This is a genomic window from Arthrobacter sp. R4, assembly GCF_051365025.1.
Taxonomy (GTDB): Bacteria; Actinomycetota; Actinomycetes; order Actinomycetales; family Micrococcaceae; genus Arthrobacter.
The window spans coordinates 1-24,191 of the sequence record NZ_JBLWIJ010000039.1; the positions used below are offsets into that span (position 1 = coordinate 1).

26 protein-coding genes are annotated in these 24,191 nt (G+C 65.1%); 13 read left to right on the forward strand and 13 right to left on the reverse strand.

From position 1 onward, the window contains the following. The 4 genes from ACLKOZ_RS20395 to ACLKOZ_RS20410 form a co-directional block, all read right to left on the reverse strand. Positions 1–460, reverse strand: a 460-nt coding sequence (locus ACLKOZ_RS20395; protein ID WP_436477840.1) for an amino acid permease, incomplete at its 3' end; no start/stop codon positions are given. A gap of 83 nt (positions 461–543) precedes the next feature. Beyond that, positions 544–1,476, reverse strand: coding sequence for a glutaminase (locus tag ACLKOZ_RS20400; protein ID WP_337349176.1), 933 nt, complete (start codon positions 1,474–1,476; stop codon positions 544–546). Further along, positions 1,473–3,071, reverse strand: coding sequence for a PucR family transcriptional regulator (locus tag ACLKOZ_RS20405; RefSeq protein WP_436477842.1), 1,599 nt, complete (start codon positions 3,069–3,071; stop codon positions 1,473–1,475). The genes ACLKOZ_RS20400 and ACLKOZ_RS20405 overlap by 4 nt, the downstream gene beginning before the upstream one ends. Before the next feature lie 432 nt (positions 3,072–3,503). After that, a complete protein-coding gene (locus ACLKOZ_RS20410) occupies positions 3,504–4,016 on the reverse strand; it encodes a hypothetical protein (protein ID WP_436477844.1) in 513 nt (170 codons plus the stop codon). A 16-nt stretch (positions 4,017–4,032) separates the two neighbouring features. Between ACLKOZ_RS20410 and ACLKOZ_RS20415 the strand changes: the two genes are divergently transcribed. From ACLKOZ_RS20415 to ACLKOZ_RS20435, 5 genes are all read left to right on the forward strand, one after another. Next, positions 4,033–4,296 (forward strand): hypothetical protein, encoded by a 264-nt coding sequence (locus tag ACLKOZ_RS20415; RefSeq protein ID WP_436477846.1) that lies wholly within the window; start codon positions 4,033–4,035, stop codon positions 4,294–4,296. A 527-nt stretch (positions 4,297–4,823) separates the two neighbouring features. After that, on the forward strand, positions 4,824–5,939 hold the full coding sequence (locus ACLKOZ_RS20420; protein WP_436477848.1) for an ABC transporter substrate-binding protein: 1,116 nt from the start codon (positions 4,824–4,826) through the stop codon (positions 5,937–5,939). Beyond that, the gene (locus tag ACLKOZ_RS20425; RefSeq protein WP_436477850.1) at positions 5,936–6,799 is read left to right on the forward strand and encodes an ABC transporter permease; all 864 of its coding nucleotides are present in this window, start codon (positions 5,936–5,938) and stop codon (positions 6,797–6,799) included. The genes ACLKOZ_RS20420 and ACLKOZ_RS20425 overlap by 4 nt, the downstream gene beginning before the upstream one ends. Then, entirely contained in the window at positions 6,775–7,566 is a 792-nt protein-coding gene (locus tag ACLKOZ_RS20430) for an ABC transporter ATP-binding protein (protein WP_436477852.1), read from the forward strand. The genes ACLKOZ_RS20425 and ACLKOZ_RS20430 overlap by 25 nt, the downstream gene beginning before the upstream one ends. A gap of 26 nt (positions 7,567–7,592) precedes the next feature. After that, positions 7,593–8,975: an LLM class flavin-dependent oxidoreductase gene (locus tag ACLKOZ_RS20435; RefSeq protein WP_436477854.1), complete on the forward strand. Its 1,383-nt coding sequence runs from the start codon at positions 7,593–7,595 to the stop codon at positions 8,973–8,975. A 128-nt stretch (positions 8,976–9,103) separates the two neighbouring features. Here the strand turns inward: ACLKOZ_RS20435 and ACLKOZ_RS20440 are convergent, their stop codons facing one another. After that, entirely contained in the window at positions 9,104–9,283 is a 180-nt protein-coding gene (locus tag ACLKOZ_RS20440) for a hypothetical protein (protein ID WP_337349186.1), read from the reverse strand. Between the two features lie 103 nt (positions 9,284–9,386). Between ACLKOZ_RS20440 and ACLKOZ_RS20445 the strand changes: the two genes are divergently transcribed. Next, positions 9,387–10,313, forward strand: coding sequence for an aldo/keto reductase (locus tag ACLKOZ_RS20445; RefSeq protein WP_436477856.1), 927 nt, complete (start codon positions 9,387–9,389; stop codon positions 10,311–10,313). A gap of 12 nt (positions 10,314–10,325) precedes the next feature. On the opposite strand, the gene ACLKOZ_RS20450 is transcribed toward ACLKOZ_RS20445, so the two are convergent. From ACLKOZ_RS20450 to ACLKOZ_RS20465, 4 genes are all read right to left on the reverse strand, one after another. Beyond that, positions 10,326–10,985 carry a GntR family transcriptional regulator gene (locus ACLKOZ_RS20450; protein ID WP_337348967.1) on the reverse strand — a complete coding sequence of 220 codons (660 nt, stop codon included), beginning with the start codon at positions 10,983–10,985 and terminating at the stop codon, positions 10,326–10,328. A 110-nt stretch (positions 10,986–11,095) separates the two neighbouring features. After that, positions 11,096–12,106 carry a transketolase family protein gene (locus tag ACLKOZ_RS20455; RefSeq protein WP_376047971.1) on the reverse strand — a complete coding sequence of 337 codons (1,011 nt, stop codon included), beginning with the start codon at positions 12,104–12,106 and terminating at the stop codon, positions 11,096–11,098. Next, positions 12,103–12,978 carry a transketolase gene (locus ACLKOZ_RS20460; RefSeq protein ID WP_376048038.1) on the reverse strand — a complete coding sequence of 292 codons (876 nt, stop codon included), beginning with the start codon at positions 12,976–12,978 and terminating at the stop codon, positions 12,103–12,105. The genes ACLKOZ_RS20455 and ACLKOZ_RS20460 overlap by 4 nt, the downstream gene beginning before the upstream one ends. A 33-nt stretch (positions 12,979–13,011) precedes the next feature. Next, positions 13,012–14,349 carry an MFS transporter gene (locus ACLKOZ_RS20465; RefSeq protein WP_337348965.1) on the reverse strand — a complete coding sequence of 446 codons (1,338 nt, stop codon included), beginning with the start codon at positions 14,347–14,349 and terminating at the stop codon, positions 13,012–13,014. Positions 14,350–14,537: 188 nt separating this feature from the next. Between ACLKOZ_RS20465 and ACLKOZ_RS20470 the strand changes: the two genes are divergently transcribed. The 5 genes from ACLKOZ_RS20470 to ACLKOZ_RS20490 all read left to right on the forward strand — a co-directional run bounded on the left by ACLKOZ_RS20470 (position 14,538) and on the right by ACLKOZ_RS20490 (position 18,788). Beyond that, the gene (locus tag ACLKOZ_RS20470) at positions 14,538–15,362 is read left to right on the forward strand and encodes a sugar phosphate isomerase/epimerase family protein (protein ID WP_436477860.1); all 825 of its coding nucleotides are present in this window, start codon (positions 14,538–14,540) and stop codon (positions 15,360–15,362) included. A gap of 110 nt (positions 15,363–15,472) precedes the next feature. Then, a complete protein-coding gene (locus ACLKOZ_RS20475) occupies positions 15,473–16,249 on the forward strand; it encodes an SDR family NAD(P)-dependent oxidoreductase (RefSeq protein ID WP_436477862.1) in 777 nt (258 codons plus the stop codon). Positions 16,250–16,299: 50 nt separating this feature from the next. Next, positions 16,300–18,069: a dihydroxyacetone kinase family protein gene (locus tag ACLKOZ_RS20480; protein ID WP_436477864.1), complete on the forward strand. Its 1,770-nt coding sequence runs from the start codon at positions 16,300–16,302 to the stop codon at positions 18,067–18,069. Continuing rightward, positions 18,066–18,557 carry an RpiB/LacA/LacB family sugar-phosphate isomerase gene (locus tag ACLKOZ_RS20485; protein WP_436477865.1) on the forward strand — a complete coding sequence of 164 codons (492 nt, stop codon included), beginning with the start codon at positions 18,066–18,068 and terminating at the stop codon, positions 18,555–18,557. The genes ACLKOZ_RS20480 and ACLKOZ_RS20485 overlap by 4 nt, the downstream gene beginning before the upstream one ends. Before the next feature lie 15 nt (positions 18,558–18,572). Further along, on the forward strand, positions 18,573–18,788 hold the full coding sequence (locus tag ACLKOZ_RS20490; protein WP_436477867.1) for a hypothetical protein: 216 nt from the start codon (positions 18,573–18,575) through the stop codon (positions 18,786–18,788). A 54-nt stretch (positions 18,789–18,842) separates the two neighbouring features. On the opposite strand, the gene ACLKOZ_RS20495 is transcribed toward ACLKOZ_RS20490, so the two are convergent. Next, complete coding sequence (locus ACLKOZ_RS20495; RefSeq protein ID WP_436477869.1) at positions 18,843–19,658, reverse strand: response regulator transcription factor; 816 nt, start codon at positions 19,656–19,658, stop codon at positions 18,843–18,845. A 440-nt stretch (positions 19,659–20,098) separates the two neighbouring features. Here ACLKOZ_RS20495 and ACLKOZ_RS20500 point away from each other — a divergent pair, with 440 nt between their 5' ends. Further along, positions 20,099–21,091 carry a hypothetical protein gene (locus ACLKOZ_RS20500; protein WP_436477871.1) on the forward strand — a complete coding sequence of 331 codons (993 nt, stop codon included), beginning with the start codon at positions 20,099–20,101 and terminating at the stop codon, positions 21,089–21,091. Between the two features lie 89 nt (positions 21,092–21,180). Here ACLKOZ_RS20500 and ACLKOZ_RS20505 read toward each other — a convergent pair whose 3' ends face one another. Next, positions 21,181–21,345, reverse strand: a complete 165-nt coding sequence (locus tag ACLKOZ_RS20505) for a hypothetical protein (protein ID WP_436477873.1) — start codon at positions 21,343–21,345, stop codon at positions 21,181–21,183. A 6-nt stretch (positions 21,346–21,351) separates the two neighbouring features. Continuing rightward, positions 21,352–22,401: a glycosyltransferase gene (locus tag ACLKOZ_RS20510; protein ID WP_436477874.1), complete on the reverse strand. Its 1,050-nt coding sequence runs from the start codon at positions 22,399–22,401 to the stop codon at positions 21,352–21,354. 456 nt (positions 22,402–22,857) lie between these two features. Between ACLKOZ_RS20510 and ACLKOZ_RS20515 the strand changes: the two genes are divergently transcribed. Beyond that, on the forward strand, positions 22,858–23,331 hold the full coding sequence (locus tag ACLKOZ_RS20515; protein WP_337352565.1) for a sensor histidine kinase: 474 nt from the start codon (positions 22,858–22,860) through the stop codon (positions 23,329–23,331). Between the two features lie 44 nt (positions 23,332–23,375). Here ACLKOZ_RS20515 and ACLKOZ_RS20520 read toward each other — a convergent pair whose 3' ends face one another. Beyond that, positions 23,376–23,987 carry an NADPH-dependent FMN reductase gene (locus ACLKOZ_RS20520; protein WP_436477876.1) on the reverse strand — a complete coding sequence of 204 codons (612 nt, stop codon included), beginning with the start codon at positions 23,985–23,987 and terminating at the stop codon, positions 23,376–23,378. Between the last annotated feature and the right edge of the window lie 204 nt (positions 23,988–24,191).

Genomic DNA, 24,191 nt, shown 5'->3' on the forward strand with positions numbered 1-24,191 from the left:
GGACGGCCGCCATCCAGGGGATGTAGTTGCCGAAGAAGTTCATGTACAGGGCCGCGGCGGTGATATCCACGATGGTGGTCGTGGCCCAGTTGATCCAGTAGAACCAGCCCGAGACGAACGCGGCCTTCTCACCGAAGAACTCCCTCGCGTAGGACACGAACGAACCCGAGGACGGCCGGTGCAGGACCAGTTCGCCCAACGCCCGCAGGATCAGGAACGCGAAGAACCCGCACACCGCGTAAGCGATGACCAGCGACGGGCCCGCGGCATTCAACCGGCCGCCCGCACCAAGGAACAACCCGGTCCCGATCGCACCGCCAATCGCGATCATCTGGATCTGCCGGGGCTTGAGGTTCTTGTGATAACCCTTATCCTCCGCATGCAACGCCGACTCACTGGCATGCGCATGCCCGCCGTCGAGTGGTTTCAGTACAACCTCGTCATTGGGGTTGATGGGCATGGTTGATCCTTTCGATACGGAGAAGATCCTGCTTGGGTGGGAAGAAGAGTCGTGGGGGTGTGCTCCCCGACGGGCAAGAAAAGCTAGAAAACGGACCAGCCTGTGCGGTCGGAAAGGTCGGCGAGGGCCGCAGTGCCGGCTAGGGAGTTCCCCTTGGCGTCCAGCCGCGGACTCCAGACGCAGATCGCGCAAACACCTGGAACGATCACCAGGATTCCGCCGCCCACGCCGCTTTTTCCGGGCAGGCCAACGCGGTAGGCGAACTCGCCCGCGGCGTCGTACATGCCGCACGTGAGCATGATGGAACCGATGCGTTTCGCTTCGCTGGGGGACACCACGGTTCCGTGTGTCCCCTGGCCGTTCCTGGCAAGGAAGAGCCCGGCCTTGGCGAGTTCCACGCAGGTCATCATGATGGAGCATTGGCGGACGTAGTTTTCCACCACTGATTCCGCTGACTGGGCCAGGTTGCCGAAGTCCTTGAGGAAATGTGCGAGCGCCAGGTTGCGGTTGCTGCTGGAAAGCTCGCTGGCAGCGGCGGCCTCATGGATGAAAGGCCCTGCGCTGCCCGCCTGGTCGGTGAGGAACCGCAAGAGCCGCGTGGCGGCGTCGGGCGTTTCATTCATCAGGTGATCGGTGACCACCAGGGCGCCGGCGTTGATGAAAGGGTTCCGCGGGATGCCTTGTTCCGCTTCCAGCTGGACCAGGGAGTTGAAGGGGGTGCCGGAGGGTTCGCGCAGGACCCGGGACCACAGTGTTCCTGCCCTGTCGCCCCGAAGCGCCATCGCCAGGGTGAACACCTTGGAGATGCTCTGGATGGAAAAGGGGACGCCGGAGTCGCCGGAACTGAACACCTCCCCGGAGGCGGTGGCAACTGCGATGCCAAACATGTTGAAGGGAACTGCTGCCAGGAAGGGGATGGAGGCCGGAACCGAGCCGCTTTCGCGCTCCGGCCGGTGACGGCGGACGATGTCGTCGAGAATCTGGCCCAACGGTGGGGCCTCAAGGGTCGTGGTCATTTCGTGCCTAAATGTTCTTTGTGTGTGCCGGCCCATTCCTGGATATGGAGCAGGGCCACCAGGGCGTCCCGGGGGTCGCCGAAGTCCAGGCCGGTGGCCCGGGAAGCTTTGCTGATGCGGTAGTAGACGGTGTTCTTGTGCAGCTTCATCCTGCTGGCGCATTCGGCGACGTCGAGTGCGGCGTCGAAGTATGCGTGCAGGGTTTCCGCGAGTTCGCCGTCCTGCTGCAGCAGCGCGGAAAGGCCGCGGTGGCGGAAGGTGGAGGACGTGAAGTTCTGGACTGCTTCCCGGAAGAGGATTTCTGCCTCGAAGTCGTCCACGGTGGCTACGGCCCTGTCCGGAGACGTACCGACGCAACTCAACAGCGCCTCGGTGATGCGGGTGGTTGAGTGGATGGACAGCAAGTCCGGGACCACCGGACCGACGGCGGCGAACGGGCTGATGCCCAGGTGCTTGGCTGCATCCCGGACGATTGCGTCGGCCAGGCTACGCAGCCCTGGCTCCGCGGCGGTTGACTGCAGGCCTGGGACAATCACGGCGGTGTCGCCCTTGAACTGGCCCACGACGGCGGACGCCTTGAAGGCAGCCGCATGGATGGACGCAAGGTTGGCAAGTTCGCCGTGCTTCAGTGCGGCGTCGTCAGCCTGGGCTTCGGCATCCGAGATTCCTATCAGGATCAATGCGGCAGGGCGCTCAGCAGGGATTTTCTCGCTGTGGGCGCTGGCCGCGGCTTCCGCCGGCCCTGACAGGATCCGGGCAATGCGGTCTTCGCGCATGTGCACAGACTGCTGGTTGCGGTACCGGATCAGCTCGGCGGAAGCCCGGGCGGCAGATCCGTTGAGCACGTACTCTACGTCCGTGCCGAAGCCGCCCCCGGTTTCCTGCAGCCAGATGTAGCCCATGATCCGGTCCCCGGCGAACAGGGTGATGGCCACCCGTTCCCGGAGCCCGTCCTGGGGCCGGGCGGGTACCCGCACCGGCAGCCGGGTCCTGTGCAGTTCACGGTAGGCGCCCAGGTCCTTGAGCAGCAGCTCGTATTTACGCGGACCCCGGCGGGCCAGGATGGAGGCCTTGCGCAACTCGTCGATGTCGTTCGAAACGGTGGAGTAGGCCAGCACCTTGTTGGCGGCATCTTCGATGAGGACGTGGCTGGAGGTGAGCCTGGCGGTGGTCTGGGCGATGGCGAACAGGTCCTCCTCCAGCAGCGTCAGCACTTCGCTCTGGTAGCTGCGCGGCTGGATGCGGTCCTTGGCAATGGACAGAAGCCGGTCCCAATCGGCCCCCGGATCCACCAGGAGCAGGCCCGTACCGGCGTCGCGGAGCAGTTCCTCAGCTTCGGCGAGCTCTTCGCGCATTCCCTTGACGGCGACCACCGGCGGAGGGTTCTTCAGGAGCCGGCGCAGCGCGGGCAAAGCCGAGCGGCCACGGACGCCGATCAACAGCACAAAGGCCGCGCCGCCGTCGGACGCATCATCATCCGCATCCACGATCAGGAACCGTTCGATCGCGGAGCTGGCCGGGGCCGGCCGGAGGATGAGGCTGGCGAAACCCAAGGGGAGATCTGAAAGGATATCCTCCACCGTAACCGCTGCCATGGGCTTCCTTTTTCGCGTCGATCTCGCCGGACGGCTCTGTCCGGTCACCCCCATGCTATCGAGGCACGGGGCGGCAAAATATGGAAGCCATTCCAAAGGCACTGGCCGCTTTTCGGGTAGCTGACCAAGTGGGGCGGGTCGGCAGCCCTGTACGGACTTCGCTCCCGCCGATCCGGGTGGGCAACCGGCGTCGAACCTTCGCCTGATCGGAAGCCCCCGCGCGAGTTGAACTCCAGCGCGGGGGCTTCCCAGGCTTCGGGGTTGGGGAACGATCCGAAGCCGAATTCAATGTACTGGTCCCGCGGAACCGCCTTGACCAGTCCGGGCCATATCCGGGAAATCTTGACGGAACCTTGAGCCAGCCGGCTTGGCTGGGCCGGCCTAGGTCACACGGCCCCCCTCACGGCCCGCCCCTCAAGCAGGCCGCGCCTCTCAAGCAGGCCGCAGCGACGTGATCATCCGCCGGATGTCCTGGTACTCGTCCGTTTCCATGTACTTCTTCGCCTGTTCCAGGATCGGCAGGGACGAAGCCCCCGGCGTCACGTTGTTCTCCGGGTTGAAGTTCGCACCGAACATGGCGGCAGTGGGGGGCCAGTTGAAGAAGTGGAAGATGCATGACGCGGAGTCGCCGGTGGGTGCCGGGACCGAGGTGATGCCGTAGGCCGCCGCCGGCGTGTCCGCCGGTCCAGGTGTGGCGCTGTTCCCGCGGGTCTCGTACATGAACCGCGGAGTCCCCTCACCCTGCATCAACTGCGGCAACTCCTCGGAATCCAGCACAGAGTATGGATACCGGTCCATGCATGTGGACCCGACGGCCATGTTGGTCCGAAGCGTCGCCAGTGGCTTGCCGGCTTCGTTGGTCACCTCCGCGAAGGCACCGCCGCCCTCGGGAAGCTCCCCCGCCGGATCCTTGACGCTCCACGCGGCCGGATAGTCGAACGTCAACTGGCCGTCCGCCGTCGTGAAACTGGTCCAGGCGGCCGACGCCGGCGCGCTGGGACTCGGCGAAGCCGTGGCACTTGGCGAGGCGGTCGCCGTCGGCATGGCAGTTGTGGTTCCTGTCGCTGAGGTGACGGTGGGGCTGGGACTCGACGTCGTCGTCGGTCCCGCCTGCGGGCCGCAGCCCGTGAAAAGCAAGGCCATCAGAATGGCTGTAGGAAAAACCGCGCCTGACGCGGCTGGACTGCGCATCACACCCTCCTTTGGGTTTGAGTTAGGTGCTTAAATTGTGGAGCGCGCGGGCGCGCCGGGATCCGGCGTCGGGCCTTTTGGCGCCGAACCGTTGCGGCGATAACAAAACACGCGCACCCTCTCGGCGGCCCTCCCGCAAGATGACGCTCCGGTGAAGCCGCGTTGCGGAACATGGCGCCGGATTGCCCGGTTTGGCCTTATTTTGCGCCTTTCGTGGCGTCATAAGTAGCCCGGTTTCGCCCCGTTTAGCTTCCATTGCGGGATGCTGGCCAACACCCTTGAGGCCGTGTTTAGGTGGTGTCACGGCACAGGCCAGGCCGCACCGCATAACAAACGCATGACGAACAGGAGGACCCCATGCCGCACATAGCCAGCTGCACCAATGGCACCCATGCCGCAGGTTCTCGCTGTTGCTGCCGGGCCTGATCCGCAGGGCCTGATCCGCCTCCGCTGACCGGCGCAGCCCTCCTAAATTTCGATTCATCCCGCTCCCGGGTGCACCCCCGGGCCAGCCTTGCTGTGCCCTCATCCCCGTCCCCCGTTTCCAAGAAAGGCCACACCATGTCCTTCGCTGCACCGTCCGCGCCTCCGTCCACCCAAGGGCTTTCCACCTTCACCCGGCGCCGTGCCCTGGGCGCCCTCCTGGCCTTGCCCGCGCTCGGCGTCCTTACCGCTTGCGGCGGGAGCGCCACCGCCGGCAACACCCAGCCAACGCAGGCAACGTCCCCTCTGGCCGCCGAAGTGCCCGCCGGTACCACCATCACCGTGGGCGACCCCACGGTCAAGGTGGCCCTGGAGCTGTCCGGCCTGAACAAGGAACTGGACTTCAAGGTGGAGTTCGCCAACATCTCCGGAGGCCCGCAGACCACCGAAGCCTTCCGGGCAAACGCCCTGGACGTCGGTTCCGTGGCTGACATCCCGCCGATCCACGCCACCTGGACCGGCCTGGACGTGCGCATCATCGCCAGCGCCTTCCGTCAGGACGCCGTGAACCACCCCCTCTATGAACTCGGCATCGCTCCCGGAGCGGGAATTTCCTCCCTGCAGGACTTGCGCGGCAAGAAGATCGCCTACAGCCCGGGACAGGCCCAGGGCGCCCTGGTGCTGCGGATCCTGGAAAAAGCCGGGCTCGGGCAGGACGCTGTAAAGCTGGTGGAACTGCCCAGCACCGGCGACGTCTATTCCACTGCCCTGGCCAGCAAGCAGGTGGATGCCGCACCAATCGGCGGCGTGCAGATCAAGCGCTACCTCTCCAAATACAAGGCCGACGGCGCCTCCACCCTCCGGCACGGCCTGCGGGACGACCCCAGCCATCTGTACTCCCCCGCCAAGGTCCTGGAGGACCCCGCCAAGGCAGCGGCCCTCGCCGCGTACGTCAAGGTGTGGGGCAAGGCCCAACGGTGGATCGAGGACCACCCGGCGGAATGGCTCGAAGGCTACTACGTCAAAGACCAGGGCCTTTCCCGCGAGGATGGCCAGTACCTGATCGATGCCGCGGGCAAGAGGGACGTGCCCGTGTCCTGGACGGAAGCCATCGAACGGCACCAGCAGACCATCGACCTGCTGGCACGGGAGCAGAAGAAGCCCGAACTGGTCGCGGCGGACCTGTACGACACCCGCTACGAAGCCATCGCGGGCACCGCCTTCGCCGAGGCTGCAAAGGCAGGTGCCGCATGAGCGCCGCGGCCGTGGTGGAACGAACCGCCGTCGCACCCCACCAGGACCCGGCACTCGCCGGACGTGAGGATGTACGGCCCACGGGCCGCAGGCTGGGACCCGGACGACGACGGCGGCTCGCCGGGCTGTTGGGCCCATCGGCTTTGCTGCTGCTCTGGACAGCCGCCTCGGCAACAGGGCTGCTGGACCCCCGCATCCTCTCCGAACCATGGACCGTGGTGGCTACGGCAGGTGAGCTGATTGCCGATGGACGGCTCCAGGAAAACCTCGCCATCTCGGCTCAGCGGGCGGGACTGGGGCTGTTCTTCGGCATCGTCGTGGGCGCCGTGCTGGCCCTGGTCTCCGGGCTCAGCCGGGCAGGCGAGGCGTTCATCGACGGGCCGGTGCAGATCAAGCGCGCCATCCCGGGCCTGGCCCTGATTCCGCTCCTCATCCTGTGGTTCGGGATCGACGAGACCATGAAGGTCCTCACCATCACCCTCGGCGTCTTCGTTCCCATCTACCTCCAGACCCACGCTGGCCTCCGCGGCATTGACCTGCGCTACGTCGAGCTGGCGCAAACAGTGGGACTAAGCCGTGCAGGCTTCATCCGCCGCGTGGTACTCCCCGGCGCCCTGCCCGGCTTCTTCCTGGGCCTCCGCTTCGCGGTCACCGGGGCCTGGGTGTCCCTGGTGGTGGTGGAGCAGATCAATTCCACCAGCGGCATCGGCTACATGATGGAACTCGCCCGCACCTATGGCCAGACCAACATCATCGTCCTCGGACTCGCCGTATACGGCATCCTCGGCCTGCTGTCCGACGGCGTTGTCCGCTTCATCGAACGAAAGGCACTCTCATGGCAGCGCACGCTGGCGGGCTGACCGCCGTCGCACCTTCCCGCACCAAAGCGCCCACGGAGGCACCGCTGGTTTCCGTCCGCGGCCTCGTCCGCGGCTTCGGGCCGAAGGGCGTCCTGAACGGTGTGGACCTGGACATCGCACCGGGCGAGTTCGTAGCCCTGCTGGGTCCCAGCGGCTGCGGCAAAAGCACGCTCCTGCGAGCGCTGGCCGGACTGGACCACGATGTGAAAGGCAGCGGTGTCATCAACGTTCCGGACCGGGTGTCGGTGGCCTTCCAGGACTCCCGCCTGCTGCCCTGGGACACGGTGCTGGGCAACGTCACGCTGGGACTGGGAGATCACGACGCCGACACGAAGGCCCGCAGGGCCCTCGCCGAAGTGGGACTCGCGGGCCGCGAAAAATCCTGGCCGCATGAGCTCTCCGGCGGTGAGCAGCAGCGCGTTGCACTGGCCCGCTCCCTGGTCCGTGAACCACAGCTGCTGCTGGCCGACGAACCCTTTGGCGCGCTCGACGCGCTGACCCGCATCAAGATGCACGGCCTGCTCCGCGACCTCGTGGCCGCGCACCGGCCCGCCGTCCTGCTGGTCACCCACGACGTGGACGAGGCCATCGCCCTGGCCGACCGGATCGTGGTCCTGGACAGCGGCCGCGTGGCAACTGTGCGCACAGTTGCGCCGGAGATTGGCACCTCCGCTGCCGGAACCCCTACAGACGCCGCCGGGCACGAAGCCCTGCGCCGCGACCTGCTCAATGCCCTCGGCGTCGACGTCACCGTCGCCAGCCACTAAATCACTGCACCCCTTAGGAGCACCCCATGAGTTCCCAGAGTCCTGATTCCACCCAGCGCAAACTTCACCTCAACGCCTTCCTGATGAGCACCGGCCACCACGAGGCCTCGTGGCGCCTTCCCGAAAGCGATCCCCATTCCAGCACCAACGTGGAGCACTACAAGCAGCTGGCCCGCACCGCGGAACGCGGCAAGCTGGACTCCATCTTCTTCGCCGATTCTCCGGTCCTGTTCGGCGAGGTGGGCCGCCGCCCGGCCGGGAAGCTTGAGCCCACCGTGCTCCTGACCGCGATCGCCGGTGCCACGGAACACATCGGCCTGATCGCCACCGCCTCCACTACCTACAACGAGCCGTTCAACCTGGCCCGCCGCTTCGCGTCCGTGGACTGGGTCAGCGGTGGCCGCGCCGGATGGAATGTGGTAACCACTGCCGGTCCCGACGCCGCCCGCAACTTCGGCGTGGACGACCAGCCCGCCCACGCCGTCCGGTACGAGCGTGCCGCCGAGTTCATCGAGGTGGCGCAGAAGCTTTGGGACAGCTGGGAGGACGACGCGGTCTTGGCGGACAAGGCCGACGGCGTCTGGGCGGATTCCGAACGGATCCGCACCATCGACCACGAAGGAAAGCACCTAAAGGTCCGCGGCCCGCTCAACGTTCCCCGTTCACCGCAGGGGCACCCGCTGATTGTCCAGGCCGGCTCCTCGGAGGATGGCAAGGACCTTGCCGCCCGATACGCCGATGCCGTCTTCACCGCCCACCAGACTCTCGCCGACGCGCAGGACTTCTATCGGGACCTCAAGAAGCGGACCGCCGCCGTCGGCCGTGATCCGGAGACCATCAAGATCCTTCCCGGCATCGTCCCGGTCATTGGGGCCACGGAGGAGGAAGTCCAGGCCCTCGAACATGAACTGGACCGGCTGATCAAGCCCGAGTACGCCCGGATCCAGTTGGCCAAGACTCTCCGCGTAGCGCCCGAGGACCTGCCCCTGGACCGCCAGCTGCCGGACAACCTGCCCAGCGAGGATGAGATCGAGGGCGCCAAGAGCCGCTACACCCTGATCGTTCAGCTGGCACGCCGGGAGAAGCTCACAGTCCGGGAACTGATCGGACGCCTGGGCGGCGGCCGCGGCCATCGCACCTTCACCGGCACGCCTGTCCTGGTGGCGGACGCCATCCAGGAATGGTTCGACGGCGGCGCCGCGGACGGCTTCAACATCATGCCGCCCGTGCTGCCCTCGGGGCTCGAAACGTTTGTGGACCAGGTGGTGCCCATCCTGCAGGAGCGCGGCCTGTTCCGCACCGAATACACGGGCCGGACCCTGCGGGAGCACTACGGCCTGGAGCGCCCTGTAAACCTCTTTGCGGGTGCCGAAGCGCCGGAGCTCGCTTCGATCGGGTCGGCGCTCTAGTGGCCCGGCAGCTGAAGCTCAATCTGTTCATCTACCCCGGCGGCCACCATTCCAATCACTCATCGATTGCTCCGTAACTGCCGTTCTGAGCCGCCAAAAGGGCGCTTCCGGAGCAATCGATGGCGGAGTTAGTCCGTTTCCGGGGCTTCCTCGGGTTCGAAGGTGTTGGGCTCGTTGGTGGCACCCAGGCCCACGCCTTCCTGCCCGGCGGGGACGCCGCCGTCGTCCTTCTCCTTGTCAGCCCCGCCGTTGGCTGCCGGTTCCTGCGCGTCGTCGTCGGGCAGGGATTCGGGTGAGTTGATGGTCATGGCTCCTCCTGGGTGTGTGGTCAATCACACTACCAAGTGGGTGAAGCAGGCAGAATAGCTGGAGAGAAAGCCCTTTCTGAGCCTCCCACCCGAAGGAACATCCGTGGAATACCGCCCCCTTGGCCGCACCGGCCTGTCCGTGTCTCCCGTCTGTGTCGGCACCAGTTCGCTGGGCAGCCACCCCGCGCCCCACGGAACCGACACCGCCGTCGCCACCATCCGCCGGGTCCTCGAAGGCCCCTTCAACTTCATCGACACGTCCAATGAATACGGGCAGACGAACAGTGAGCGCCGCATCGGACAGGCCCTTGCGGAAGCCGGTGGGCTGCCCCAGGGCGTTGTGGTGGCCACGAAGGTGGACCCCATCCGCGGAATAAATGACTTCTCCGGCGACCGGGTCCGCCAGTCCGTGGAGGAAAGCCTTGAACGGCTCGGCCTGGACCGGCTCCAGCTGGTGTACCTCCACGATCCGGAGAAGATCACCTTCGAGGAAGGCATCGCGGCGGGCGGCCCGCTGGAAGCGCTGATCGAGCTGCGCGACCAGGGCGTCATCGGGCATCTGGGCGTAGCTGGCGGGCCGATCGACCTGGAACTGAAGTACCTCGCACTCGATGTGTTCGACGTCGTCATCAGCCACAACCGCTACACGCTCGTGGACCAGACCGCCGAGCCCCTCATCCAGGAGGCCATGGACCGCGGGGTGGCGTACGTTAACGCGGCACCGTTCGGCGGTGGCATGCTGGTCAAGGGTCCGGACGCCGCCCCCAACTACTGCTACCGCCCGGCCAGCGAGGCCATCATCGGGCGGGTGAAGCAAATGGAGGCGATCTGCAAGGAATACGGAGTGCCGCTGGCTGCCGCCGCCCTGCAGTTCTCCACCCGGGATCCGCGGGTCAGCTCCACGATTGTTGGAATGTCGGAACCTGGACGCGTTGAGGAAACCGTCAAGCTTGCGGAGTGGGACATCCCTGAGGATTTCTGGGATCAGATTCTGCCGCTCGCGGCGGCCGGGACCGGCGAGCTGGGCTGAGCCGGCCGGTACCTACGCCACGAGGTTGCTGGCGGCGGTGTCCATGTGCTCACGGATGGTCTTGCGGGCCAGCGAGGCGTCGCCGGTTTCGATCGCAGCCACGATGTCATGGTGGCGGTCCACGCTCATGTTCCTGACGCCCTTTTCCAGGCCGGCGAACATGATGGACATCCGGATTGACCCTTCCAGCGACTCCCACGTGTGCAGCAACGTCTCATTCCCGGTCAGCCGGCAAAGGGTGCGGTGGAATTCGAGGTCAGATTCCACCCGCTTCTGCAGGCTTTCCTTTTCGGCGGCCTTCATCGCGTCGATTGCCGCGCGCAGGGCGGTGATCACGGTCTGCCGGTCGGGAAGTTCGCACAGGGTTCGGGCGGCGAGCGATTCCAGTGCGGCGCGGACGGCGTAGATGTCGCGGATTTCCTTCTCATCCAGGTGCCTGACTGAGAGGCGTCCCCGCGGCCCGGCTGAGAGGAGTCCTTCTTGTTCCAGCTGGCGGAGCGCCTCGCGCAGGGTGCCGCGGCTGATCCGCAGCATCTCGGAGAGCTCGGTCTCCACCAGGTGCCTGCCGGGTTCCAGTTCGCCGCTGGTGATGGCTGTGCGCAGCGCGGCAAGCGCCTGTTCGCGGAGGCTTTTCTTCTCGAGCCCCAAAAGGGATGCTGCTAGTTCAGTCATCGGAGGATCCTCAGTGTTAGGGGTCGACTGTTTACAGTGGCGTGTTAACAGTCGATTCTACGGCAGAAGCGCGGAGCAGCTTGGACTTGCTCCGCGCTTCGGCAGGTGCGTCAGCCCAGTTCGGCCAGCACCTTCGCCACAATCTTCTGGACCGAGAGCCCGTAGCGTTCGTGCAGGGTGGGAAGGGCGCCGGCGTCGAGGAATTCATCCGGCAACGCCACAGGCACCACGCGTTTGCCGAGCCCGGCTGTGACCACGGCGGATGCCACGGTCTCGAACAGGCCACCCATGATGCTGTGGTTTTCGAGCGTGACAGCGAGGCGGTCCGTGTTGATCTCCGCCAGGACAGTTGCGGCGTCGAACGGCTTGATCGTGGGGGTATGCACGACGGCGACATCCACGTTGTGTGCCTCCAGCGCCTTGGCTGCCTGGAGCGCCCGCATGGTCATCAGGCCGGAGGAGATGAAGACGACATCGTTGCCCGGGCGCAGGACCTTGGCCTTGCCCAGTTCAAACGTGTACCCGTATTCGTCCAGGACGGTGGGCACTTTGCCGCGGAGGAGCCGCAGGTAGGTAGGCCCGTCGCTGGCGGCGAGCTGAGGCACGGCCTGCTCGATGTCGATCGAATCGCACGGGTCCACGATGGTCAGGTTGGGCATGCCGCGGAAAATCGCCATGTCCTCGGTGGCCTGGTGGCTGGGGCCGTACCCGGTGGTCAGGCCCGGCAGGCCGCCCACGATATTAACGTTGAGGTTGGGCTCGGCGGCGTCCAGGCAGAGGAAGTCGTACGCCCGGCGGGCGGCGAACACAGAATAGGTGGACGCGAATGGCACCAGCCCGGTCTCTGCCATGCCCGCAGCGGCACCGAACAGCAACTGCTCTGCCATGCCCATCTGGAAGAACCGCTCGGGGAAGGCCTGGGCGAAGATGTGCATGTCCGTGTACTTGCCCAGGTCCGCGGTGAGCCCAACGATCTTGTCGTTTTCCTGCGCGGCCTTGACCAAGGCGTGTCCGAACGGAGCGGACGCCGTCTTCTGGCCCGGGTCCGCGAAGGACGCGATCATGGCCGAGGTTTTCAGCTTGGGTGCGGCTGTGCCTGTCGAAGCTGTAAGGGTACTCATCGGGCGTCCTTTCCTTCGTATCCGGCGGTCAACTGCTCGCGGCAGGTCTGCCATTCGTGTTCTTCGATGCGCATGAAGTGCGCCTTTTCCCGCTCCTCGAGCAACGGGACGCCGCGGCCCACCTTGGTATCGCACAGGATCACGGAAGGGCGTCCGACGGCGGCGGCCTGGGCAGCTGCATTGTCGAACGCTGTGAGCAGCGCGCCGACGTCGTTCCCGTCTACCCGCTGGGTGTACCAGCCAAACGATTCCCACTTTTCGGTGACCGGCTCGGTGCGCAGCACTGTGTCCGTTTTCCCGTCCGCCTGCAGTGCGTTGATGTCCACCATGGCGGTGAGGTTTCCCAACTGGTGGTGGTAGGCGCCCATCGCCGCCTCCCAGGTGGAGCCTTCGTCCAGTTCACCGTCAGAGAGGAAGTTGTAGATCCTGGCCCCGGAGCCCTGGTACCTCAGGCCCAGGGCCATGCCCACTGCAACGGTGAGGCCGTGTCCCAACGACCCACCGGAGATTTCCATGCCCGGGGTATAGGTGGACATCCCGGACATCGGCAGCCGGGAATCGTCCGAGCCGTACGTCTCCAGTTCCTGTACCGGAATGATGCCGGCCTCAGCCAATGCGGCATACAGGCCGATGGCGTAATGCCCGGTGGAGAGCAGGAACCGGTCCCGGCCCTCCCACTCCGGCTCGGCTGCCCGGAAACGGAGCTGGTCGGCATAGACGGTGGCCAGCATGTCGGCTGCACCGAGGGCCTGGCCCACGTAGCCCTGGCCCTGGACCTCGCCCATGTCCAGCGCGTGGTGCCGGATCCGGTAGGCGGCTGCCGCGGTGGCCGCGACACGTTCTGTGGGGTTGGTTCCCATGGTTTCCTGCATTTCGGTGACGGGTTTTTCGTGAGTGGTGGTCATTTAGACGTTCACCGACTGCGGGGTGCTTTTGGTGGCCTCATCCGCGAGCTGGCGCTCGCGCTTGCCCCAGGTTTCGCGGGTGACGAGGGCGGCCCAGAGGCCGACGGCGGCGTAGAAGCTGAAGAGGAGCGCGGGGCCCATCCAGCCCAGAGTGACAAACAGGAGCGTGGTGACGAAGGGCGTGAAACCGGAGACCATGGCGGAGATCTGGTAGGCCAGGGAGGCGCCGGAGGAGCGGGTCTTGGCCTGGAACAGCTCAGGGAACCATGGGCCCTGGGCACCGGCGAGGGAGTTCTGGCACACGGCGTAGGAGATCACGATCGTGGCGATGACGAAGATGAACAGTCCGGTATTGACCAGCAGGAACATGGGGATGCCGAACAGCGCTGCGAAGGCGGTGGACCAGACGTACAGCGGCCGGCGGCCGATCCTGTCCGTGAGCCGGGCCCAGGCCATGGTGGCGAAGATGCCGATGAAGGAAGCGATGCACAGGGCTACGAGCGTCTGGGTCTTGTCCGCGAGCTGCTGGGTGTGCAGGTAGGAAATCATGTAGGTGATGGACACCGCGTAGCCGGCGGTCTCGGCGATGCGCAGGCCGATGCCGCGGACGATGCTGCGCCAGTCGGTCTTGATGACTTCCATGATGGGGTTCTTTACGATGGAGCCGCTGTCCTTGACCTCGTCGAAAACCGGGGATTCCGGAACCTTGGAGCGGATGATCAGGCCAACTGCGACCAGCACGATGCTCGCGAGGAACGGGACGCGCCAGGCAAGCTCGCCGCCGAGGTTCACGCTCACCAGGAAGACGAGGTTCGCCAGGAGCAGTCCGACGGGGAAACCGGCCTGGACGATGCCGGTGTACTTGCCCTTGGACTTCCACGGTGCGTGTTCGTAGCTCATCAGGATGGCGCCGCCCCACTCGGCGCCGAACGCCAGGCCCTGGACAACGCGGACGAAGACCAGGAGTGCCGGCGCGAGGAGGCCCACCTGCTCATAGGTAGGGAGCAGGCCGATCAGGAACGTGGCCACGCCCATGAGGATCAATGAGGCCACCAGAACGGGTTTGCGGCCTACCTTGTCGCCCAAGTGCCCGCCGATAATGCCGCCGATCGGGCGGGCCGCGAAGCCAACGCCCAGGGTGGCGAACGCAGCCAGGGTTCCGGTGACCGGGTCACCTGTGGGGAAGAATGCCGTGCCGAAATACAGGGCCGCGGCGGTACCGAAGCCGATGAAGTCGTACGTTTCAATGACGGCACCAACACCGGAGCCGATGGCGACGCGCTTGGCGTCTTTCGTCCCGTGGACGTGGCCGCGCATTTTCAGAGCTTCATTGCTCATGGAGTGGATCCCTTTCGAAGAGCGAGCGGAGCGTCAACGCCCCGGCACTGTCGACTGTTAACACATGATACGCCCAGTGTGACCTGCATCATTCCCGATGTCAACAGTCAATGTTGGAGGTTGACTGTTAACACTGTCCCACACTACAGTGATTCATGTCACCACCGCTCATCAGAGGATCAACAACGATGTTCAACCCCAGGATTGGCTGTTCGTCCATCAGCTTCCGGCACCAGGACCTGCCCACGGCGCTACGCACCATCAGCGACCTGGGCTTCCACGAGATCGATCTCGGTGCGCTCCCGGGCGTCTGCAACCACGTTCCCTATGAGCTGGATATGGCGGCCGTCGAGGCCGTTACAGGCGAAGTTGCGGCCTCAGGACTGCTGGTACGCTCCGTCAACGGGGACATCGGAGACCTCAACGCAGTGCTCGACGCCGGTGCCCGTGACGCCCGTGAACGGCACCTGGACGCGTTGCTCACCCTCACGGCCAACACCGGCGCGAAGGCCTTGGTCCTGCCATGCGGAGCGCTCAATCACCATCCGGTCCGCGGCCTGGACGAGGACCTGGACCTGGTGGCCGCCCAACTCTCCTGGGCCGGACAGCGCGCGGCGGAGTTCGGCGTCGAATTGTGGACCGAGTCCCTGCACTTCCTGCGGCTCTGCTGGAACCTTGAGCGCGCGGAACTGCTGGCACAGCGACTGGCGGGTACCGGAATCGGGATTGTTATGGATTTCAGCCACATCGTCGCTTCCGGGGAACATCCACTGGAGTACATCCGCCGGCACCACGGCCGCATCTCCCACGTCCACCTTCGCGATGCGGTGCCCGGAAACATCAACCTCAGCATCGGCAACGGCGGCGCCGACTTCGCCGCCGGCCTTAACGCCCTTGCGGCCAGCGGTTACACCGGCCACTTCTCCCTCGAACTGGAAACCCGGGACGTCACCCACGACGAACGCCCCGCGGCCACCGCCAAGGCCGCCAGCTATTTCACCGAACTTCTCTAACCATCGATTGCTCCATAGACGCCCTTTTGGACCCCCAAAACGGCGCTTATGGAGCACTCGATTCCATCACCAGACACAAAACCCCCGCAAAGAAGCAACCAAGGAGCATCATGAGCAACACCATCCAGCGCACCGCCGTCCTCACCGGAGCCACCTCCGAGCGCGGCATCGGCATCACCACCGCCCGCCGCTACGCCGCCCACGGCTGGGCTGTAGTCATCCTGGACCTCGACGGCGAAAAGTCCGCAAAGGTCGCAGCAGAAATCGGCAACGAATTCAACGTTCCGGCCTTCGGCTACGAAGTCGACGTCGCCAACGAAGACTCCGTCAACACCGCCTATCAGGCCGTGAAGGCCGAAATTACCGCCGGCACCCTCCCCGCCGTCGGCGCCCTCGCCAACATCGCGGGCATCACCTCCCCCGTGCCGTTCCTGGAAACCACCCTGGACCTCTGGAACAAGGTCATGGCCGTGAACGCCACCGGCACGTACCTCGTCACCAAGGCCTTCCTGCCGGACATGATCGAGAACGGCTGGGGCCGCATCGTGAACATGTCCTCCGTCTCCGCCCAGCGCGGCGGCGGCGTGTTCGGCAAGGTCCCCTACTCCGCAGCCAAGGCCGCCATCCTCGGCTTCACCAAGGCACTGGCCCGCGAAATCGGCGCCACCGGCGTCACGGTCAACGCCATCACCCCCGGCGCCGTGGACACCAACATCCGCGTGGGCAGCACCGAGGAACAGGAAGCAGCCATCAACGCCGGCATCCCCCTGGGCCGCAACGCCACCACCGAGGAAATCGCCGCCGTCATCACCTTCCTGTCCTCCGAAGACTCCGCCTACCTGACCGGCACCACCATCGACATCAACGGCGGCAGCCACATCCACTAAGCGCCGTCCCAGTCCAGCCAGACCAGACCAGTCCAGCCAGAGAGTCAACGATGACCAGGATTTTCAACGACCCCTCAGAATTCGCCGAAGAGGCCCTAGCTGGGTTCTGCGACCTCCATGCGGAGTACGTGCGCCAGGTACCCGGCGGTGCTGTCCGCCGCCGTCGTCCGGCGCAGCCCAAAGTGGCGGTACTTGCAGGAGGCGGCTCGGGCCACTATCCCGCGTTCGCCGGCCTCATCGGGAGCGGCTTCGCCGACGGCGCCGTAGTGGGAAATATCTTTACCTCCCCGTCCGCGCAGCAGGCCTATTTGGTGGCCAAAGCCGCGGATTCCGGGGCTGGCGTGGTGTTCACATACGGCAACTATGCCGGGGACGTGCTGAATTTCGGCATGGCCAGCGAGCGCCTCGCCGCCGAAGGAATCCAGGTTGACAACGTACTGGTCACCGACGACATCGCCAGTGCACCGGCCATCGAATCGGAGAAGCGCCGGGGCATCGCGGGAGATTTCACAGTCTTCAAGATCATGGGAGCCGCGGCCGAGGCGGGAGCCAGCCTGGCCGACGTCGTGCGTTTGGGCCGCAAGGCGAACAGCAGGACGCGCACTATGGGTAGCGCCTTCGGCGGCTGCACGTTCCCGGGCGCAGATGCGCCCCTGTTCACGCTGAAGGACGGGCAGATGGGCCTCGGGCTGGGCATCCACGGTGAGCCCGGGCTGTTCGACACGGACCTGCCGTCCGCGAAGGTCCTCGGTCAGGAGCTCGTTGCACGAGTGCTGGCCGAGGCGCCAGCGGACGCCGGCAACCGGATCGCGGTCTTGCTCAACGGCCTTGGTTCCACCAAACATGAGGAGCTGTTTGTCCTCTGGCTCACGGTGGCCCCGCTGCTGCGCGAAGCCGGCTACACGCTGGTGATGCCTGAGGTCGGCGAACTGGTCACCAGCCTGGACATGTCCGGCGTTTCGCTCACGGTCACGTGGCTGGACGATGAGCTCGAAGCGCTCTGGACGGCCCCCGCGGAAACTCCTGCCTACCGACGCGGCAGCGCAGCTTCGGCTACCACCGAATTTAGTGCTGAAACGTCCGATGGCGGCGCTGAAGACGTTCTGTTCGAGTCCGACGGCGACTCCCGCGCTTTCGCGGTGAGCTGCGTCTCCGCGCTCGAAGCCGCCCGCAGTTGGCTGCACGCCGCGGAGGCGGAGCTCGGCGCCATGGATGCGGTGGCCGGAGACGGTGACCACGGACGTGGCATGGTGCGCGGCGTTGATGCCGCAGCGGACGCGGGTGCGTCCGCAGCTGCCAAGGGGGCAGGCGCCGGATCGGTCCTGGTCGCCGCCGGAGATGCGTGGGCAGACAGGGCCGGCGGCACGTCGGGCGTCCTGTGGGGCGCCGGGCTGCGGGCCTTTGGTGAAACGCTGGGGAACCACAGTTCACCTGACGCCGACAGGCTGGCGGCGGCGGTTACCGCGTTTGCGGCGCGGATCACGGACCTTGGTAAGGCGGACCTGGGTGACAAGACCATGGTGGATGCCCTGCTGCCTTTCGCCGAGACCCTGCGGACGCTCATAGCTGAAGGCGCTCCAGCGACGGACGCCTGGACCGCTGCGGCCCGGAAGGCAGTTGAGGCGGCCGAGGGAACAGCTTTCTTACGGCCGCTGAAGGGGCGTGCCAGGCCCCTTGCGGAGAAGAGCGTGGGCACCGCCGATCCCGGCGCCACCTCCCTGGCCATGATCTTCACCGTGATGGGTCCGCACCTCACAGGTGACCAGGCCGCCAGTGCCGCTGCCACCTCTGCCCAGAAACCGGTCGGAGCAAGGGCATGAAAATGGAAGGACAACCGATGGGGCTGCGCATCATCGTGGGAGCGGATGAAGCCGGCGTTGGTTACAAGGACCGTATCGCGGAGGATCTGCGCGCCGATCCGCGCGTCAGCGAAGTCCTCGACATCGGCGTCAACGCCTCCGACTCCCCTGAGGACTTCACCAAGCCCTATCCCTATGTGGGCATCGCGGCAGGTGAGCTGATCCGGGACGGCCGGGCAGACAGGGCCATCCTTTTCTGCGGCACCGGGATTGGAGTGGCACTGGCGGCCAACAAGGTGGAGGGCATACGCGCCGCCACAGCGCACGACTCCTTCTCCGTGGAACGCTCCGTGCTATCCAACAACTGCCAGGTCCTCACCATGGGCCAGCGTGTGGTTGGCGTGGAACTTGCCCGGAGACTGGTTCGGGAGTGGATTGGCTACACCTTCGATCCCACATCAGCCTCTGCCGGCAAACTCAAAGTGCTGGCGGACTTCGAAGCCTGTTAGGCCCGGAACAAAATTATGGCACTTCATCTGCAGCATGACTGGGTTCCCGTCCTGGGCCGTACCGTGGAGATCAGGCACTGGAACACTACGGTTCGGGCGGGAAAGGTGGACGCAGTCACTGACGATGGCCAAATGCTTTGGCTCGCAGCGGACGGCCACTATCCGCGCTGCCTGTTCGAGCGGTCCCAGGGGTATCAGGTGTGGATCCAGTATTCCTGGGAAAGGGCGTAGTGGTACTGCCGGGCAGCCAACGCCCGGCCGCAGCCATTGGCTCACCCGCTGCCGCTACGGCGCCAGCCGGTAGCCCACACCGCGCACCGTTTCGATCCACAGCGGTGCCCTTGAGCTGTCGCCCAGGCGCTTGCGCAGGTTTCCCAGGTGGACCTCGACGGCGCGTTCCTCGCCGGCCGTGACGAACGAGCCGGTGTTATACGGCTCGTTCCGCAGCCTGCGGACCAGGTCGGCCTTGGTCTGCACCACGCGGCCGTTCTCCATCAGCACCAGGAGAAGGTCGAACTGGGTGCGGGTCAGGTCCAGCGGTACGCCGTGGATGGCGGCGGAACGTGATCCCTCGTGAAGTGTCAGGCCCTTATGCTCAAAATCGCACAGCACGGCGGGCGCTGCGTGCGGGGGCAGAGGTACGACGGCGGCAGCAACAGCAGGTGCCGCCGCCTGCTGGCCCCCGCGGGGCCGGGACGCCGGCATCCGTTCCCCGGAGGCGGACATTATGGCCCGCGGACGCCTAAGCATCGCAGCGATCCTGGCACGCAGTTCCCGCGGACGGAACGGCTTGGTGAGGTAGTCGTCCGCGCCGGCCTCGAAGCCCATCAGCGCATCCGCTTCTTCCACCCTCCCGGTCACGATGATGAGGTAGGCGTCGCTGAAGGTCCGGATCCGGCGCGAGGCCTCGATTCCGTCAAAATCCGGCAGCCCAACGTCCATGGTGACAATGACGGGGTCATGTTCCCGCACGGCTGCCACGCCTTCCAGGCCGGAGGAAGTTTCAAAAACGGAAAAACCGGACTGCAGGAGAACCTCCTTCAGAGATGTCCTGATGTCATCGTCGTCTTCAACAACAACAGCAACGCCCCGCTCCACCATGCATGCCCCCAAATAAGTCTTGACTACCTGCGCCCGCTAGCCCACCATCCAAGCTATTTCATGTTCTATTCGCAGACATAAACCACGCGGATTGGTTTTTCAGGGGCTCGGAAGAGGAAGTTCTATGGAGTGAGCCTACACACCGTTTTCGAAGCATATTTCAAATTGTTAGATTATTGCGTTTTTCTTGAGAATTGCTCAATATTGCGTATTTCTTGAGGGTTTGGTCCACTCAAATTAATCGCATTTAGGCTATTGCGCTATGTGACTCATGTGACTGATGATCATCCTGTGCTCAATGGGGGCGCAAAGCCGCTCGCTGGGGAGCACGATGTAAGGGGCACTGCATGGCACCTTTTCGGTTACCTGTCTCACGATCAACCCGCCACCTCAGGCCGTTGGCCATGCTGGCGGCGTCGGCCCTGGCTATGCTGGCGTGCATGCCATCCGCCCAAGCTGCCGAAACCACGCCACCGGACCCAGGCCCGGCCGGAGGTTTTTCCTGGCAGGGCTTCAACTGGGAAAAGCGGTTCTGGGGCGGGGCGCCGCAGTACAACAAGGCCTTTGACGCCGCCAACGTCAGCAACCCCGACGCAAACGGGTACGTCACGCTGAAGCTGACCAACCCGACGGGCGAGGCTCCGGTGGGCGCTGAATTCCAGTCCACCCGGCAGGGGTTCGGTTACGGAACCTACAGCACCACCGTGGAGAAGAACCTCAGCGTCCTGCAAAAGGAAGTGGTCTGGGGCTGCCTCTTTACCTACGATCCTCTCGCAGAGCCGGGCTACAACGAGATCGACCTCTGCGAGGCATCGGCTTGGGGCGGCGGCGCCGCCTATGGCGAATCGTGGCCGGTCAGCCAAGGCCACGGATACTGGTTCGACGCCACGAAGCCTCCGGGCCAGGGCAACAACACGGTGACCTTTGATGTCACCGCCAGCCCCGTGACCACGCACCGCATGGTGTGGGAGCCAGGCAAGCTGACCTTCGAAACTTACGCAGGCGAGGGCTTCGCCGGCGCCCTCCTCAAGCGCACCGTCCTGCAGGGCACCACAGTTCCCGTGCCGGCCAAGGAGCAGGTCCATTTCAACCTGTGGGTCACGGGCGGCGGCGGCGGGGATCCCGCCCATGTGAAGCCGGAGTCAGTGACGGTGCGGAACTTCTCGTTCGTCCCTGCAGCCACCACACCGCCTCCTCCGCCGCCGTCGGCCATCAAACTGTCCGCCACCACCACTAAAGCGAACGGCGTGAACAACACCACCCTGAAGTGGACCGGAACCACGGGCACCAGCGTCATGCTGTGGATTAACGGCGTCCAGAAGTCCGTGCCCAACACGGGCAGCTACGTCCACAAGTTCAAGGGCGGCACCACCACAACCTACAAGGTGTGCGACTCCGCCGGATGCTCCAACGTCCTGAGCGTGGTCACCTGACCCGTTCTTCCCCAATACAAGTGAAGGGCGTCCGGATTACCGGACGCCCCACACTTGTGTTTCCTCGTCAGCTACTGCAAGGGAACCGCCTAGGACTTGTCGCCCCGGACCGGAATGATGCGCTTGACCGCCAGCCCCAATGCCAGGAGCGCAAAGGCAGCCAGGGTCAGCCAGAACAGGTCACCCGCACCGGTCATGGCGAGGGTTCCGGAACCAATTCCGGCCGCGGCGGGAGCTGCTGGGTTGTCATACATAATCTGTTACCAGGCTTTCTTTCTGTTGAAGGCTGAATCCAGGTACGCCTTCGCATGGACCACCTGCAAGAACAGGTCGATCACCAGCTCGTACATGGTTGCGGCGGCGAGCATGTATTTCCATCCCCGCAGCCGCACCGTGACCACACGTTCGATCAAGAAGACACCGGTCACGGCCAGCCAGAAGGGCTGAATGACCAGCCCGGCCCCCGTGCCCAGTGCAAACGCCACCGTGCCGAAGTAGGCCAGCGTCACCAGGACACCCACCATGGCCAGGACCTGCCGGCCCCAGTACGGGCGCGTGACCCGGGTCCAGCCGTACTGCACGCAGTTCTCCACCGCGCCACGCTTCCACCGGAGCCGCTGCGCCCACAGTTCGCGCCACGTGGGCATTACCTCGGTCACGAGCGTGCAGTCCGCCGGTGATTTGATGCGGTACCGCAGGCTCAGCAGCGCAAACGACAGCTCGTTGTCCTCGGTGAGGACCGAGGTGTCATATACCCCGCCACGGCTATTGCCCGGCGGCAGCGACCCGTCCAGCCTGGCCGTGATGACATCGCGCAGCGTCCTGGCCCGGAACAGGGCCGCGGTGCCGGTGACCACCAGGCACTTGCCCTTGAGGCGTTTCACGTCGCGGGCGTAGCGTGCGTATTCGTTGCGCTGCAGGTGCCCTACGAACCCTCCTCCGTGCCCGCCCCGGAAGACACCGCCGACGGCGCCAAGCCGGGAATCGCGCTGCAGGTGGGCTACTGCCCGCTCGATGAAGTCGTGGGACAGCTGGGAATCGGCGTCCTGGATGAGGATCATGTCCTCGGCCTCGGCAGCGGGCAGGAGTCCACTGAGGGCGAAGTTCAGTGCGCCGGCTTTTTTGTCGGAATTCCCCTCGGTGCGGAGGACTTCGGCGCCCCGTGCACGGGCAATTTCCTCGGTGGCATCGGTGCAATTGTCTGCCACCACAATCACCCTGTCCGGGCGGCGGCTCTGCGATGTGAGGGATTTCAGGGTTTCACCGATGCCCGCTGCCTCATTGTGCGCTGGAATGAGGACCGTAATCACAGGAACACCGGCCCGGTGGCCGCTGTAACTGCGGCCAAAAAATCCGGGGCGGATGCGTGAATGAATGTATGAAATTGTGACGCACTGCGCATTTAGTAAATTGCCCCCACAGGAAAGTTCGAATTCTTATTTCCTTCGAGCATTCCAGCGGCAACTCAATCCATCGGCAGGGAACTGACAACGAAGGCACAAGCTTTGGTAAAGACCGTCTCAACGCACCGTGGCCGCAGCCTGAGGAGGCTGAGGAACCGCAGAGCGCACTGAGGTGCGCGCCGCCGTCGTGCATTTCCCTCGATCCGAAACAAGGGATGGCCGGCGGCGCCGCCAGGGCTCGCAAAGGCGCCCGAATCTTCTACGAAATTTGAGCCGATCTTGAGGCATCCCTTCGGATCCCCTGCAGTTGGCGGTCCACGCTATAAGCATCAGACCACCATCTGCGGGGAAGCAGGAAGAGTCATGGGGAACGAATCAGCTCTGGATGAGGTCATCGCCGTGGGAGGCGTGATCACAGACCAGCATCCGGTCGACTTCCACACCTTGGGGCTTGCCGGCTGCATCGACCGGCTTACCGTGCCCCTCCGTCAGCAAGGGACAGCAGTCCGCTGGGATACTCCGCACTGGGGCATCGAGATCCCGGCGGACTGCGCGTCCCTGCTTTACCAGTCGGCCCGCGAAGCGCTAAGCAACGCGTTCAAATACTCGGATGCTTCCCAGCTCACGGTCCAGCTCGCGGCCGTGGACCACGGCATCCGCCTGGTGGTGTCCGACGACGGTGCGGGCTTCGACTGCCAGCTCGCCGTGAGCGGCCGGCACCACGGCTACGGCCTCAGGCTGATGTCCGTGGCCGTCCACGAGGCCGGCGGCTCAGTGGACATCTACTCCAGCCCCGGCCGCGGCACCTGCGTGACCGTTACCCTTCCACTGGACTAGGACGGAAGCCCGCCGCACTTTGGGGGCTGCGGGCCTCCGTACCTCTAGCGGGACAGCTTCTCGGCGTCGGGTTCGAGATCGCCGATGTGGCCTGGCGCATTGGCCGCCGTGACCCGCTGGACGAACGCGCAGTACTCCTCCATGTAGTGGCGCAGGAACTTGGCCGTGGCTTCATCCTTGACTTCGCCCTCCTCCCCGAATGCCGCCGGGTTGAACTTGACGTAGGCCTCCGGGGCGTTGAGCTGGGGAGCGTCAAGGAAGCTCAGCACGCTGCGCATGGAGGACTGCATCACTGCGGTCCCGATGCTCCCGGGCGAGGCACCGATGATCCCGGTGGGCTTGCGTGCGAACGAGTTGGCCCCCCACGGTCGGGATCCCCAGTCGATGGCGTTCTTCAGGGCACCGGGAATGGACCGGTTGTACTCGGGGGACACAAACAGGATGCCGTCAGAGGCCTCCACCGCTTCCTTCAGGGCCCGGCCGGCCGGTGGGAAATCGGCGTCGTAATCGTAGCTGTAGAGCGGCAGGTCCTTAATGGGGATTTCGGTGAACTCGAGGTCGGCCGGGGCCAGGCTGATCAAGGCCTTGGCGAGGGTGCGGTTGATGGAGCCGCGTGCCAGGCTGCCGACGAAGTAGCCGATCTTGTGAGTTGCCATAACAAACATCCTTCCTAACAGCCGGCGGGGACCGGCCGGCCGACGGTGTTGTGGTTGGTCCAGCATGGACTTAAAGCACAATGCGTCCCCCAGTCCAGCACAGAAGACCCCCGGCGGCCAGAGCCTCGGGAAGGTCCTTGACACCCCGTCCGGGCAGGCGCTGAATGATCTTTAAGAGGGGATCCACAGCAGGAACCGGGAGCA

Bases quoted from the DNA above. Each gene is read 5' to 3' on its own strand.
- ACLKOZ_RS20400 (WP_337349176.1), bottom strand. From the start codon at position 1,476: ATGACCACGACCCTTGAGGCCCCACCGTTGGGCCAGATTCTCGACGAC.
- ACLKOZ_RS20405 (WP_436477842.1), bottom strand. From the start codon at position 3,071: ATGGCAGCGGTTACGGTGGAGGATATCCTTTCAGATCTCCCCTTGGGT.
- ACLKOZ_RS20420 (WP_436477848.1), top strand. From the start codon at position 4,824: ATGTCCTTCGCTGCACCGTCCGCGCCTCCGTCCACCCAAGGGCTTTCC.
- ACLKOZ_RS20425 (WP_436477850.1), top strand. From the start codon at position 5,936: ATGAGCGCCGCGGCCGTGGTGGAACGAACCGCCGTCGCACCCCACCAG.
- ACLKOZ_RS20430 (WP_436477852.1), top strand. From the start codon at position 6,775: ATGGCAGCGCACGCTGGCGGGCTGACCGCCGTCGCACCTTCCCGCACC.
- ACLKOZ_RS20435 (WP_436477854.1), top strand. From the start codon at position 7,593: ATGAGTTCCCAGAGTCCTGATTCCACCCAGCGCAAACTTCACCTCAAC.
- ACLKOZ_RS20440 (WP_337349186.1), bottom strand. From the start codon at position 9,283: ATGACCATCAACTCACCCGAATCCCTGCCCGACGACGACGCGCAGGAA.
- ACLKOZ_RS20450 (WP_337348967.1), bottom strand. From the start codon at position 10,985: ATGACTGAACTAGCAGCATCCCTTTTGGGGCTCGAGAAGAAAAGCCTC.
- ACLKOZ_RS20455 (WP_376047971.1), bottom strand. From the start codon at position 12,106: ATGAGTACCCTTACAGCTTCGACAGGCACAGCCGCACCCAAGCTGAAA.
- ACLKOZ_RS20460 (WP_376048038.1), bottom strand. From the start codon at position 12,978: ATGCAGGAAACCATGGGAACCAACCCCACAGAACGTGTCGCGGCCACC.
- ACLKOZ_RS20465 (WP_337348965.1), bottom strand. From the start codon at position 14,349: ATGAGCAATGAAGCTCTGAAAATGCGCGGCCACGTCCACGGGACGAAA.
- ACLKOZ_RS20470 (WP_436477860.1), top strand. From the start codon at position 14,538: ATGTTCAACCCCAGGATTGGCTGTTCGTCCATCAGCTTCCGGCACCAG.
- ACLKOZ_RS20475 (WP_436477862.1), top strand. From the start codon at position 15,473: ATGAGCAACACCATCCAGCGCACCGCCGTCCTCACCGGAGCCACCTCC.
- ACLKOZ_RS20480 (WP_436477864.1), top strand. From the start codon at position 16,300: ATGACCAGGATTTTCAACGACCCCTCAGAATTCGCCGAAGAGGCCCTA.
- ACLKOZ_RS20485 (WP_436477865.1), top strand. From the start codon at position 18,066: ATGAAAATGGAAGGACAACCGATGGGGCTGCGCATCATCGTGGGAGCG.
- ACLKOZ_RS20490 (WP_436477867.1), top strand. From the start codon at position 18,573: ATGGCACTTCATCTGCAGCATGACTGGGTTCCCGTCCTGGGCCGTACC.
- ACLKOZ_RS20495 (WP_436477869.1), bottom strand. From the start codon at position 19,658: ATGGTGGAGCGGGGCGTTGCTGTTGTTGTTGAAGACGACGATGACATC.
- ACLKOZ_RS20500 (WP_436477871.1), top strand. From the start codon at position 20,099: ATGCCATCCGCCCAAGCTGCCGAAACCACGCCACCGGACCCAGGCCCG.
- ACLKOZ_RS20505 (WP_436477873.1), bottom strand. From the start codon at position 21,345: ATGTATGACAACCCAGCAGCTCCCGCCGCGGCCGGAATTGGTTCCGGA.
- ACLKOZ_RS20515 (WP_337352565.1), top strand. From the start codon at position 22,858: ATGGGGAACGAATCAGCTCTGGATGAGGTCATCGCCGTGGGAGGCGTG.
- ACLKOZ_RS20520 (WP_436477876.1), bottom strand. From the start codon at position 23,987: ATGGCAACTCACAAGATCGGCTACTTCGTCGGCAGCCTGGCACGCGGC.